We start from the raw sequence: 14477 nt of genomic DNA on the forward strand, positions 1-14477 counted from the left end.
TATCCACGGGGGCGGGTCATTCGTTTGACACCGCCCCTGTTTTGTTTTACAACACTCTTGTCAGACAGATTTAATACAAGAGTACTGCTTCAGTATTGTTCCTGATACAGTAATAACTATTATTTATCTGGGCTGAGATGATAGAAGTCAGTAGTGAACTCACTGGGATTCTTTGAAGTTTTAAGCTAATGTATTGGTTTTTTTTGTAATTTTGAAACCAATTTCAAAAAAATACAGGATTATGGGATAAGACTGTAATACCTGATTCGCAATCACAAAAAAATGAATATTTCTTATAACTGGCTCAAGGAGTATCTTAAATTTGATTTAACTCCACAGCAAACTTCTGAGGTACTGACACAGATCGGACTGGAAACAGAGAGTGTAGAGGAGGTTCAGACTATTAAAGGTGGTCTGAAGGGTTTGGTAATTGGTGAAGTCTTAACATGCAAGGATCATCCTAACTCTGATCATCTGCATCTGACTACAGTAAACATTGGTGATGGAAACGAACCCCTGAATATTGTATGCGGTGCACCAAATGTTGCTGCAGGGCAGAAGGTGGTTGTTGCTACTGTTGGCACAACCCTATATTCCGGTGAAGAGGAGTTTAAGATTAAACGCTCTAAAATTCGTGGAGAGGAATCATTAGGTATGATCTGCTCCGAAGCTGAGATCGGTCTGAGTAATAATCATGATGGAATTATTGTTCTTCCTGAGGATGCTGTAGTAGGAACTCCGGCTGCTGAATATTACAATGTTCAGAGTGATTGGGTATTTAGTGTGGATATTACTCCAAACCGTGTCGACGCAGCTTCTCACTATGGTATCGCGCGAGATCTTGCAGCATATCTTAAACAGCAGGGTAAATCGTTCAGTCTGACAAAACCCTCTGTTGATGATTTTGCAATTGACAAAAAAGATGGCGGTATTGAGGTAATAGTTGAAAACAGGGAGGCCTGCCCCAGATATTCGGGACTGACAATACGTGGTGTGACCGTGAAGGAGAGTCCCGACTGGTTAAAGAACAAACTTCTGCTGATTGGTCTGCGTCCCATTAATAATATAGTGGATATCACCAATTTCATTCTGTATGAAACAGGTCACCCAATGCATGCATTTGATGCTGCATATATTAAAGGTGATGAGGTGGTTATCCGCACACTTCCTGAAAAGACCAAATTTACAACCCTTGATGATCAGGAGCGTGAATTGAGAGATAAGGACCTGATGATATGCAACAGTGAAGAGGGAATGTGTATAGCAGGTGTATTCGGCGGTAAAAATTCCGGTGTAACTGAAAACACAAAAGATATATTTCTGGAGTCGGCATATTTCCATCCCACCTGGGTAAGAAAAACAGCCCGCAGACATGGCTTGAACACCGATTCATCATTCCGTTTTGAACGTGGTGCAGATCCAAATAACACAGTTTATGCTCTTAAAAGAGCTGCCTTGCTGGTTAAAGAAATTGCAGGTGGAGAGATAGCAGGCGAGATAAGAGACATCTATCCTGTTGAAATAGAGCGGCCTAAAGTTGTTCTGTCGTATGATAAGACAAACAAGCTTATTGGTAAGGAGATACCAAAAGACGATATAAAGAGCATTCTGAAGAGTCTGGATATTGAAATTGAGGCTGAATCTGAATCTGAACTTACTCTTCGTATCCCCACATACAGGGTTGATGTTACACGTGATGTTGATGTGATTGAGGATATTCTTCGCATATATGGATATAATAATGTAGAAGTGAGCCATTCATTGAAGGCAAATCTTTCATACAAAACAGCTACTGACAGGAAACAAAACCTGCAGACACTTATATCTGAACAGCTTACAGCAAACGGTTTTGATGAGATAATGAATAACTCGCTCACTAAGAAGAGTTATTATGAGATACAGGAGACATATCCTCTGAAAAACTGTGTAACATTGGTGAACCCGTTAAGCAATGACCTTAGCGTTATGCGGCAGACACTTCTGTTTGGCGGACTTGAAAGTATTGTATACAACCGTAACCGTAAACATAGCGATCTCTGTTTCTATGAGTTTGGTAATTGCTACTTCTATGATGCAGACAAGAAAAAGGATAATGATATACTTGCAGAGTACTCTGAATCAACCTATGCAGGTTTATGGATAACAGGCAAGCGTACACATAAAAACTGGGCTGCACCTGAGGAGCAAAGCTCTGTATTCGAACTGAAAGCTCATATTGAGAACATAATGATCAGAATCGGGATTGGTAAAGACCGCATTATATATGAACCTCTGCAGAACGATCTCTTCTCCACAGCAATGTCAATTGGCACAAATAACAGAAAATTGGGTTATTTTGGGGTTGTATCAAAAGCAATCAGGAAGTCATTCGATATAGAATCAGAAGTATTCTTTGCTGAGTTGAACTGGGATCTGCTGATGAAGGATTCTGAAAAACATAAGGTACAGTTTTTCGAAATCTCCAGATTCCCCGAGGTTAGTCGCGACTTAGCCCTTCTCATAGATAAGAGTGTCACTTTCGCACAGATAGAGCAGGTTGCACTGAAATCAGAAAGAAAATTACTGAAGAATGTTGTTCTGTTTGATGTTTATGAAGGTAAGAATCTGCCAGAAGGCAAGAAATCCTATGCAGTAAACTTTATCATTCAGGATGAAGAGAAAACGCTGACCGACAAGCAGATTGACAAGGTTATGAGCAAGATACAGCAGAACCTTCAAAATGAGCTGGGAGCACAGTTAAGATAATCAGGGATTATAATTTTGAAAATAATCGATATATAGATAAAAAAGAAGCGCAATCAAGATAATATTATGGGAAGAGCATTTGAATACCGCAAAGCAAGAAAGATGAAGAGATGGGGCAATATGGCCCGCGTTTTCACCAAGTTGGGAAGAGAAATAACTATTGCAGTTACAGAAGGTGGTCCCGAGCCCGATTCAAATCCCCGCCTAAGGGTACTAATTCAGCAGGCTAAGAAAGAGAACATGCCTAAGGAGAATGTTGAACGCGCTATAAAGAAAGCAACCGACAAAGATTTCTCCAACTACAAGGAGATGGTTTATGAAGGATATGGTCCTTATGGTATAGCAATTGTTGTGGAAACAGCCACTGACAACCCCACCCGCACAGTTGCAAACGTTCGCAGCTATTTCAACAAGCATGGAGGTTCTCTCGGAACTACAGGCAGTCTTGAGTTCATGTTCGACCATAAATGTGTATTCAAGATCGCTCCAAAAGAGGGAGTTGATCTGGAAGATCTGGAACTAGAACTTATCGATTTCGGAGTTGATGAAGTTGTTAACGAAGAGGAAGATATACTACTTTATGGCGACTTCAAATCATACTCTGATATTCAGAAATATCTGGAAGATAACGGCTTCGAAATCTTTTCAGCCGAATTTGAACGTATCCCCAAAGACACAAAAGATCTTGAACCAAGTCAGCGCGAGCAGATCGAGAAACTACTCGAGAAGTTCGAAGAGGACGATGATGTTCAGAATGTATTCCACAACATGTCTGAAGTGGAAGATGAGGATTAGAACCTATTTCTGCAGCTGGGAGTATCTTTCTAGAGCCTCCTTGGCTGCAGCATAAGAACTTTTTCTCGCGTGCAGTAGATCATCCTCAAGCTTCAGTAGCAGTGCTGCAATTTCAGGATCATTATAGAAACTGTTTCGCAGATGCTCATTAATAGTTTCATACATTCTGTACTTAGCTTGCTCGTTCCTTTTCTGATAGAAGTAACCATTATCCTTTACAAACTTTATATAACGGTCGATCATATCCCAGATCTCCTCAATCCCGATGTTATAATAACCTGAGTAGGTAAGCACTTCAGGAGTCCACCCCGATTCAGGCAATGGAAACAGATGCAGTGCATTTTGAAGCTGCCGTTTGGCAATCTTAGCCTTTGCAATATTATCACCATCGGCCTTGTTAATAACAATACCGTCTGCCATCTCCATTATCCCCCTCTTTATTCCCTGCAGCTCGTCACCCGTTCCTGAAAGCTGTATCAGCAGGAAGAAATCCACCATTGAATGAACTGCAATCTCCGACTGACCCACTCCCACCGTCTCTACTAATATATAGTCAAACCCTGCTGCTTCACAGAGAATTATAATTTCACGCGTCTTTCTTGCAACGCCACCCAGAGAACCTGCAGATGGGGAAGGTCTGATAAAGGCATCCTGTTCAACCGAAAGCCTTTCCATTCTTGTTTTGTCACCAAGTATACTTCCTTTTGAACGCTCACTGGAAGGGTCTATAGCCAGTACAGCAAGTTTATGCCCATTCTTCAGAAGATGCATACCGAATGAGTCGATTGATGTACTTTTCCCTGCGCCCGGCACTCCTGTAATCCCTACTCTGATTGAATTACCTGAGTGTGGCAGACACTTCTCTATAATAGATTGCGCCAGTTCGTGGTGCTCAGGCAGAGAGCTCTCTACAAGCGTTACAGCCTTACTTAGCATTGTGCGGTTACCCGACAAAATACCTTCCACATACTCCTCTGCAGAATTAGTCTTCCTCTTTATCCTCTTCTTAAGATATGGATTTACACTTGGTGGTTGGGTTACTCCTTTATTCACAATCAAACCTTTGTATTTCTCGTCGTTCTCGGGATGTTCCATCATATGATTAAAATTAAAAACCGAATGAAGTCATTTGCAAATTTACTTCATTCGGTCTGTATTATCAATCCGAAAATGAAATATTATTTTTTCGGAGTTACATTACCTTTGATAGTAAGCACATAAACGGTATCCGGAATATTAGTATAAACCCTTATGGTTTTGTTGAAAGTACCTGGACGACGCACAGTTGAATATTGCGCTGAAATGGTCCCCTCCTTACCCGGCAGTATCGGCTGTCGAGTATAGCTTGGAGTTGTACAGCCACAAGAAGAAGATACACGCTGAATTATAATAGGGGCATCACCTGTGTTCTTGAATGTGAATTGAGTTGTAACAGCTCCGATCTCCTCCTTTATTGTACCGAAGTTATGTTCTGTTTTCTGAAATTCCATGGCAGGCTTTTGAGCAAAAGCTAATCCTGTCATAATTAAGCTGAATAGTAGAATAAAACCGACTTTTTTCATTGCAATATATTTTGTTGATAATTTTATCTTAATTTCTAATTGACACAAAAATAACAATTCTGTTTAACAACAGTTCTTTTATTAACTATTTTTTTACTAATACTTTATCACCCTTTGACACAGCATCAGAAATATATTTTACTCCTTATGTACAAAAATCCTTAACAAACATCATCTTCCCGCGTGGCACCGATAGTTGCTATCTTTTAATCTGCAATATCAACTCTTAACCCTTCTGTATGAGAAGTGAATTCTGGAGCATACATACACTGAACTGTGGTTATTCCGTTTGAATAACTACCTTTACGGGTAACGTAAACGGAGTACTCAAAAACGTAAGTACCACGTGGCAGCACATCGAAGTAGAAGTTTGTTGATGCATCTTTAGAGGTTCTGTAATAGATGATACCATTCTGCCAGCTTATACCTGAAACCTGATCGACAGGCTCAAAAGCTGAAGCACGCAAATCTTTCAGATGCACAAATTCAAAATCACGATCCGCACGCAAAGTGAGTCGCACCACCACCTTATCTCCAACCTTAAGCTGTCTCTCCCCACTAATTCTCATCAGCTGCACACCAGATGCACCACTCTCCTCAACAAACAGTTGCTTTTCAATATCGAGAGAACCATCACTCTTACTGATCCTGTCAAGATTCTCATAATATTGCCTGTATAGAGCACCCCAAGCAGGTGCATTACCTATGTGAGTCACTGTTACCCTACCCATATCTGTCGTAATATCACCTCCGCTCCAGCTCTCTTTAATATAACCTGTTCCAGCTTCACCTTTATCCGTTTCAATAATTTTTTCACCTAAGGAGATTGTAGTTGTGCCACTGTCGGAGAACCAGTCATTTCCACTGTTCAGTAATACATAAACCGCATCTGCAGTGGTGTGAGCTGACTCCCAAATCTGAGTCTGCTTCTGCTTCAGAAGCCATCTTTTCATATTATCCATTTCGGTATTGCCGGCACTACCTGCAATAAATGCCTGCATAATGAAGGTGTGTACCGTTACTGCAGATTGTGACATAAATACATTAGCACGGTTATTTGGCCAGTACATACCCAGCTCATCAGAAATAACTGCATGCTCACGGTAGGAATCAAGTATATTTTTTACAATACCACTGTTACCCTCTCTTTCCATCAGTATTGCTATTAATGAACGTTCGTAGAGACCGTAGGCTGACCAGTTTTTCATAATCACCGATTTATAGAAACCGGTCATCTCTTCCACCTGATCATCTACTGGAAACTCACTGTATGCACCCCTCACAAAAAGATATTCAAGATCAGCAGTAGAGATCGTTTTAATACTTTTCCAGTTCCTGTTATATTTCTTAAGATTCTCAAAGCGTCTTAATGCCTCAGCATCAATGTAGCTTACTGCCTTCGACTTCATAGATTGCAGGTCATCAGTAACCACAACTGCACCCAGAGATTTTAGCTGACTGAATCCATACAGTATATATTGAGTTATGCTGACACTTGGATTAAATCCCTTGAACCAGCTCCATCCACCCTCTGTTGTCTGAAGCTCAGTGAGTTTATCAATTGTAGTCAGAGTTAGATTGCGACTCCTGTTAAGATCAAACAGCAGAGCCAGTTTCTCTTTCTGCTCAGACTCATTTTTAGCCTCCATCACCCATGGAGTCTCTTCCAGAAGAATATTTTTCAGTTCACTGTTCTTCTCAAGATCAGAAAGAAGCGTTTCTGCATCGCCGCCCTGTTTTTTCCATGCTTCAACCATTGCTGATACTCTTGGATAGGTTTTACCAATATGAGATGCCAGGATATTTGCATAATATGAGGCAAACCAGGATATGGCGTTATCGCTTACAGGCTGTCCCAGAACAGGCAGTGCCTGCACCGCATACCATGCAGGGTTAGAGGTAAACTCAAGAGTCAGACGATAGTCTGTTTCCGTATCACTACCCCTGTTAATAAGCGACTCCATAGTGAAACTTTTTTTATCATTACCATTTATATCCATACGCATACTCTCTATAACCATCATCCTGTCAGGTAGTATCGCAACGGCATGCTGTTCACCATCACTGAAAAGAGCGCTCTCAGCTACTATACGAATTCCCAAAAGATCTATATCTGAAGGCACAACAAAGGACCATGAAACATCGGTAGATGCACCACTCTCAAGAGATATTGATCTACTGCCATTCATCAGTTCAATATCATCTGTTTCAATATCATTCTGAGGATTGAAGAAAATCAGTTTCACGCTGACTGCAAGAGTAGTGTCAGATAGATTGGAGACCTTTGCAGATATCTCTGTCTTATCTCCATGTCGCAGAAAACGGGGAATATTTGGTGTCACCATCAGCTCCTTCTGTGAAACAGTAAAAGCCTCTGCTGCATCATTACTCAACCTCTTATCGTGAGCCAATACCCTGAAACGCCATCTGGTATTGCTTTCAGGTACAGTAAATGCTATCTGTACCCCACCCTTGTCATCAGTTTTAAGCTGTGGGTAGAAGAATGCAGTCTCATTGAAGTTTCTTCTAACCTGTGGCTGAGCATCGCTCTGCTCTGCAGCACCCGCTGCCATCTCCTCACTCTCAATATCAGAATCAGTCTTTAGTTCAGCATATCCCACTATTTCTGAAGGAGCCGGTTGTGGAGCTGCAGCATCGACCCTTAATGACACCCCTTCGTTCAGGATATTTGAAGTACTGCTCCTAAACATGATCCTTCCATAGTTATACAATGAGAAGCCAAACCAGTTGAATCGGTCGAATTCAAACGTTTTTACATTTTTCGTTGGCAATTGAAAATTACCCATTGCTGTTTCAATGCTGAAAGAGATATCCTGACCAAGTGAGCTCATTGTTCCGTAGCGGTCAAACATATAATTTGAGAGATTCCACGGGTATGTTTGGAAGATATTGTCAAGCGAGTAATCATACATGGAGGCCAGCAACTCAGCAACAGCTGGTCTACCTTTTGAATCTGTCACAGAGATACGCCACTCCTCCTCAGACCCCGGGCGAATCCTGTCCCTGAACACATCAAGTCGTACATTCAATTTCTCATCCTCTTTTTCAGGACGAAGCTCCACTCTGCGTGAATAAAACTCACTATCCTTAACATAAGTAAGAATAAGCGTGAGACCATTCTTATAGCTCTCACTGTATGGAAATGTGAATGTAAGGTTTTGGTTATTCATCAGAATCCACTCCCTTTTAAGGAGAGTTTTTTCCTGCCATAATTCATAAAGCAAATTAACCCTCTCCGAAACACCAAAGATTATCTCTGCACTCTTATTAGGAGAAAAGAGAGTGTTCTTCTCAATGAACCAACTGTTTGTCTTTATTGGCGGTCGTTTATCATTAACCGAGTAAAGTACAAAATCCTTTTCAGCCTCTATCCTATTGCCCCTGTCATCCTCAGATTCAAGCTTCAACCTGTATTTACCCGATTTCAATTTTGACAATTGCTCCTTAATCTCTTTCTGCACACCTGATTCAAACAGACCGCTAAACATAAGTCTATCTGTTGAATCATTCTCCAGCAGTGAGAACAGCTGATAATTCCCTTTGGCAACTATATCGGCACCATCAAGGTTTTTTGCAGCGATAACAATATTATCATCACCATCCTTATCAAACCAGTCAGGCATCTCTGTCTGTAGTATCATTGAGATATCACCTACAGTTACTGTATAACTGCCTGTTTGTGTTTCACCATTTATATCTGTGATGGAAGCCTCCACAACAAATGAGTATATTGCTCTTGGAGATATTCCGCCGTCAGGTTTTTCAGGGATAAATGAGATCACGAACAGACCATCATTATCAGTGACACTAACGCCCTCCGCAAAATGCTCGGGAGAGCTTCGCCACGACCACCACCATGACTGGTTTCTTGAAACTCTCCAATCCACGATAGCATTCTGCAGTTTGATCCCTGAGAAATTCTCAGCCTTGCCTTTAAGAACTATCTCCTCACCAAACTTATAAGTTCCCTCTATCTTGTCAAAAGTAACCTCAAACGTTGGTCGCTTATACTCCTCCACATGGAAACTGACACTACCCTTTTCAGATTCAATTATGAAGGAGCCGGGCAACAATCCCTGAGGCAAAACAAACTCACCTGAAACTGATCCAAACTCATTACTTTTCAGTAGCTGTTTCGACAGCTCTCTGCTGTTTGCATCACGAAGAATAAACTCAACCTGCTTGTCGGTAAGAACCGCAGCTACTCCATCAGCCGAACGGGATAATATTGCTTTAAAGTAGACAGTTTGTCCGGGACGATAAAGCGACCTGTCAGTAAAAATATCAGTTCGTTCAACCACCTCTGAACCCATATCTATTTCTTCTGTATAATATATATGTGAAAATGGGAAACGATTCAGGAATGAGCCGTTATCATCACCTTTTATAGCATGAAAGAAGATATTATTGTCATCTGCTGTATTAGCATAAGCTGCATGACCCTCAGAATTGGTATTCAGCGACGCCACCTCAGTCAACACTGAATTTCGCCAGTTACCCGGTAAATTATAAACCTTTACCAGGGCATTATTAACAGGTGCTCCCGTAGTTCTGTCAACAACAAAAAACTCATACTCATTTTTAGATACAGAACGTGTAAATATTGTAAGATCTGAGACAGCAAAGTAGTATATATCACCCCAGCCATTGTTCTCAATTTCAGGATCTGATGAGAATGTGAGAATATATGAACCGGGAGTAGCTATATCAATATTAAATTCAGTTTCACCCTCCATAAACTCAGGAATATCCTTGAGAGGAATATCAATATCACTGATAAAAGTTCTTTTTCCTTCCAGTCCACGACCAATACCGGAACGCGACATCTGAATATCCAAAGGTGAATCAATCCTGTAAAGTTTTGCAGTGAGAGATTTCAGATTGCGGTAGGAAGCTTTAACCTTCTTCTCTTTTTTTATAGAGAACGTGCTGTTTCCCCTCACAGTAAAAGATGGGTTGGTAAGCCGCTGCAAATGGTTTTCCAGCAGAGATATACGCTCATAATCAGGATACCAGTTTATATATTCATTAAGCAGGTTATATAGTTTTTCCTTTTTCTGATCAGCTGCTAAATTGTCAGAACGGGAGACTCCTATTTCATATAGATTCATTGATGCTATTTTATCAACAATCTCAACACTGAACTCGTTCCCCTCCCACTCTTCAAGCAACTTGCTGAATAGTGGTTGAATATTCGAAGCATAAGTGGTTTGCAATTGAGAAAGATATTCAATTCTATCAAGATCCGTTAACAGTACAGAGTTCTTTAATCCTCTGGCAGATAGCGATCTAATCAGTTTTTTATATGTCTCAAGAGCCCAAAGGTTGTATTCAGTAGATTTAGGGCTGAAGTCGATTTCAATAAATTGCTCAGAAGGTGTAAACAGAGACTCCGGTAAGATATTTTTCTTTTTAAGAGTTCTGGTCAGATCTTCATCTGTATCAATCTGTCTAAACAATTCAATAGCCCTTCGTGCGAGAAAATCATACATAGAAGGGAAGAAGCGACGAGAATCCTTTCCTGTTTCAATAATTTCAGAATAGAGTTCTGTGTTTACGGCAACCAGCTCATCCTCGGATGTTATCGAGGCATTCAGATGCTCTGTAATCCTATCATAAAAGTTGTTTCTTGTCCACTCCTTCATATCAGAAGGAAGAAAATCTCCCAGCTCGGTGCGCTGGTTAACTGTCCACTGATCTCTCTGATAATATTGAAGATATAGCTCCCCCAGCATTGAGTGAATAACAGATTTCTCTACCTTGTTACTGCTCTTCTCGAGCATCTCCTTAAGGTTATTAAATATCAGGGAGTCGTTCTGACCATCAACAGACAGATCATACTTGCCCTCATGTATGAGAGCTTTGATAACCTGAGGAGTGTTTTTCTCCTTAATAGCTTTTTGCAGTATTAGTCCCACTTGCTCTGAAGCTGATTTAGGCAGTGATTTCTTTTCGAAATCGGCAACAATAGCCCACTCTTTTTCATAGTTATCTCTGTTCATTTCCGTTCGGTTCTGGGAAAAAACTCCTGAGACAAGCAGTGTCAGAAGTAATATTAAGTAAGCTTTTCTCATAAATGGTAAGGGTTTTCTTAGAATTCTTAGAAAATGGGACTAATAAACCTCATTGAATGTTTAAATTGACAACTGAAATTATATATCAATTTAACAATTCATTCAAACAATTTGTTTTCACGGCTTCATGACGACACCCATTCGTTTCTTACCATTTATCTTGATTACTATAGGTTTATCGAAGCGAACGTGACGAATATAGTCAGTTTCAAAAAATGCCGTTTGTTCATTTAAAAAATCCACATCGAAGAAACCATCATTCTCAAGAAACGGGTTCACAGTGAAGTACCCAACACCGAAAGATGTGAGGTTCTGGAAGAAATGAGTGCCCTGGCTGGGCTCGATGCGATAGTTTTCCATCCCCGACTCCACTATTATTTTTGCCTGGGAGATATGAGGCCATTTAACAGGTATTCCAAGCCATGGATCAGAAGAACCCCATCTGCCAGGACCAACCAGTACATAGTTTTTTTCTGATGCCAGGAACTCCGCGTTGAGTCGTTCAATCTCACGTGCAATCATCGGATTTTTTGCAGCATTGAATGTATCCGTCTTCACATATATAATATCATATACATCTTCCACCAATCCATTTCCAAGTGCATTCCTGGAGATAAGAATAGTATCACTGCTGTCTATCTTTTCAAGATTCTCATGCATCACCTCTCTGCTGTCGACAATAGGACGAATCTGCAGAACATAGAATGATGCATGTTTCTGATCAGCAATATCAACTGCAAATTCAATTTCGACAGGTCTCCCCATCTCTTTTTGTCCTGCTTTCAGAAGTTTATCCAGAATCTCTGCAAGTGGAAACATATCATGCTGAAGAATATTGGCAAATGAAACGATTTTCCTTCCACCCTCATAATACCCTTCACGAATAATCTGATCCTGCGGATCATATGTTGATGCAACATAACGCAAAGGACCGCTTTTCTCTGCCACTTTCAGACGAACCTTAAGCAGATTAAAACTATCATCCACACTAAAATCCTTTGTAACAGAATTCAGATCGAGAGCATAAAAGCTGGTTTGCGTATCTCTCAGAGCCAGTTCAATAGTACTCAGCTGAAGAATGTTGGATGTGTGAAGCGGAGAAAAACGGAGACCAATATTACCATCTACAATATATTTTCCTAATCCGAAAGCCATATTAATAATGCCATCCTCAGTTTTTTCATTGCCGATAGGATAATAGTTTATCGACCTGCCCACTCCTGATATTGCGGGATAATACAGATTATCATAACGTGACCCCACAACCTCCTGTAGTACAATTGCCATTTTTTCCTGATCTATAAGATTATGAGTAGCCGCCATATAAGCCTTACTGTCTCTGTAAAATACAGATGCATATACAGCTTTGATAGCATCACTGAGAAGTCGCACCATCATATACTTATCACTCACGTAAGGTATCATGTAAGTTGAATAGATACCTGCGAACGGCTGGTACTGTGAATCCTCGAGCAGACTAGAAGATCTGATGGCAATAGGAGACTCAATAGCTTCAAAGAACACAAGGAAGTCGCTCACCAACCTTTTTGGAAGTTTGGCAGCAAGAAAATGATTGAGCATATCCTCATCTGACCGGTCGGCCAGAGCAATTGGATAGAGATCATTAGCCTCCATAAACTCATCAAAAATATCAGTACACAAAACAACCGTTTTAGGTGTCGTAACCGGAAAGTTCTGATGATTATTCAGCTCTAGGTGAGTTTTAACCATATAACCGATAAATGCCAGACCTCTACCCTTTCCACCCAAAGAGCCATCACCAATACGGGCAAAATTTGAGTACTGATCGAATCTGTCCTTCTCAAATACAGCAACAACACCGGTATTCTTCATCCTGCGGTACTGTACAATAGTGGCATATATCAGTTCACGAGCATCATGCATGCTGGCATACTCAGAGACATCAATCTTCTTGAGCATTTCAGCCACGGGAAACATTGCACGTGAATAGAAAAATCTGGAAAAGTGATTATGAGAAAGGTGGTAATAGAGAGCATCATCAGGAATATTGCGAATATTCATCTGCAGCTCCTTAAGGTTTCTGATTCTGAATATCTCCTTGTTTGTATTTGGATCAGTAATTATAAAATCACCAAACCCAAGATTCTCCTTGATAGCTTTTCTAAGATCCTGTGGAAAGGTTTTGGAGTTTTTGTCAATAAACAGATCTTCCGCCTCATTAACATGCTCTCTGTTCTGAGACTCCGAAGATGTGAAAATAAGAGGGATATCAACATCATAAGTTCTAATCCACTCTCCCAATTTTTTTCCTGCCAGCTTATCTTTTACCCCATTACGACTGAAGCTCATGTCACTAATGACGCCAAGCATGTTGTCACCATACTTTTTGTAATAAGAAACAGCCTCTTCGTAATTACGTGCAAGCAGTATTTTGGGACGTCCACGCATCCTAAGCATCTGCAAATGTTCGTTCAGTGCCTCTTTTGAAAACTCCTTAGACTCTGAAAGAACAAATTTATACAGCAGTGGAAGAACAGAAGAATAAAAACGAACAGAGTCCTCCACAAGCATAATTGTCTGAACCCCTACAGTTTTCACATCATGTTCTACATTCATGTGGTCCTCGATTAACTTGATAATCGCCAGAAGCAGGTCGGTATCACCCAGCCAGCTGAATACATAATCGATACCACTAAGGTCCTCTCTGCTTAGGGACTGTGTTACCGCCTTAGAGAATGGAGTAAGTAATACCACCGGGATACTCGGATAATCTTTCTTAAGCTGCTTGGCAAGCACAAACGTCTCACCTGTATCCATATTTGGCATACAGATAATCAGCTCATAATGATTCTGCTTTAATTCAGCAAGAGCCTCCTTATTATTGCTTACCTGTGTGAACCGTGGCGGATACCTTAGATTAAGTGAGGTGTATTCATTAAAGATCTGTTCATCAACACGACCATCATCTTCAAGAATAAACATATCATATCTTGATGCAACCATAAGAATATTATATATACGCTTATTCATTAGTTTCACGAATGGTGTGTCTCTGAATCTCAGCTGACTTATATCATGAGCTTTAATAACCGAACTGGATGTTTTGAACTTCATATTTTAATAGTTTCTTGAGAACTTGCCTGCAACAACATACCGGAGTACTTTATAACGGTGATACTTAACAGAAATCAAATATAAATTAAAAAAATGAACCGTTTATTGTTTTATCTCATTCTTTGCCTAAACTCACCAATAGAAATAGTAACTCAACACTCTTCAGAACAATGCGCAGAACTTC

General features: G+C 40.4%; 6 protein-coding genes. 2 read left to right on the forward strand and 4 right to left on the reverse strand.

Going from position 1 to position 14477, the window contains the following annotated elements; all coding sequences use genetic code 11:
• Positions 1–282: 282 nt before the first annotated feature.
• Both pheT and BN1354_RS07990 read left to right on the forward strand, forming a co-directional pair.
• The gene (gene pheT / locus BN1354_RS07985; RefSeq protein ID WP_053826791.1) at positions 283–2745 is read left to right on the forward strand and encodes a phenylalanine--tRNA ligase subunit beta; all 2463 of its coding nucleotides are present in this window, start codon (positions 283–285) and stop codon (positions 2743–2745) included.
• A gap of 66 nt (positions 2746–2811) precedes the next feature.
• The gene (locus tag BN1354_RS07990; protein WP_053826792.1) at positions 2812–3540 is read left to right on the forward strand and encodes a YebC/PmpR family DNA-binding transcriptional regulator; all 729 of its coding nucleotides are present in this window, start codon (positions 2812–2814) and stop codon (positions 3538–3540) included.
• Between the two features lie 3 nt (positions 3541–3543).
• On the opposite strand, the gene meaB is transcribed toward BN1354_RS07990, so the two are convergent.
• The 4 genes from meaB to BN1354_RS08010 form a co-directional block, all read right to left on the reverse strand.
• On the reverse strand, positions 3544–4635 hold the full coding sequence (gene meaB, locus BN1354_RS07995; protein WP_053827245.1) for a methylmalonyl Co-A mutase-associated GTPase MeaB: 1092 nt from the start codon (positions 4633–4635) through the stop codon (positions 3544–3546).
• 83 nt (positions 4636–4718) lie between these two features.
• Complete coding sequence (locus tag BN1354_RS08000) at positions 4719–5102, reverse strand: DUF1573 domain-containing protein (protein WP_045088952.1); 384 nt, start codon at positions 5100–5102, stop codon at positions 4719–4721.
• Between the two features lie 206 nt (positions 5103–5308).
• Positions 5309–11197 carry an alpha-2-macroglobulin family protein gene (locus BN1354_RS08005; RefSeq protein ID WP_053826793.1) on the reverse strand — a complete coding sequence of 1963 codons (5889 nt, stop codon included), beginning with the start codon at positions 11195–11197 and terminating at the stop codon, positions 5309–5311.
• A gap of 117 nt (positions 11198–11314) precedes the next feature.
• Positions 11315–14293, reverse strand: coding sequence for a PEP/pyruvate-binding domain-containing protein (locus tag BN1354_RS08010; protein ID WP_053826794.1), 2979 nt, complete (start codon positions 14291–14293; stop codon positions 11315–11317).
• Positions 14294–14477 lie beyond the last annotated feature (184 nt).

The organism is Lascolabacillus massiliensis (genome assembly GCF_001282625.1).
GTDB classification, from domain to species: Bacteria; Bacteroidota; Bacteroidia; order Bacteroidales; family Dysgonomonadaceae; genus Proteiniphilum; species Proteiniphilum massiliensis.

Bases quoted from the DNA above. Each gene is read 5' to 3' on its own strand.
- pheT (WP_053826791.1), top strand. From the start codon at position 283: ATGAATATTTCTTATAACTGGCTCAAGGAGTATCTTAAATTTGATTTA.
- BN1354_RS07990 (WP_053826792.1), top strand. From the start codon at position 2,812: ATGGGAAGAGCATTTGAATACCGCAAAGCAAGAAAGATGAAGAGATGG.
- meaB (WP_053827245.1), bottom strand. From the start codon at position 4,635: ATGGAACATCCCGAGAACGACGAGAAATACAAAGGTTTGATTGTGAAT.
- BN1354_RS08000 (WP_045088952.1), bottom strand. From the start codon at position 5,102: ATGAAAAAAGTCGGTTTTATTCTACTATTCAGCTTAATTATGACAGGA.
- BN1354_RS08005 (WP_053826793.1), bottom strand. From the start codon at position 11,197: ATGAGAAAAGCTTACTTAATATTACTTCTGACACTGCTTGTCTCAGGA.
- BN1354_RS08010 (WP_053826794.1), bottom strand. From the start codon at position 14,293: ATGAAGTTCAAAACATCCAGTTCGGTTATTAAAGCTCATGATATAAGT.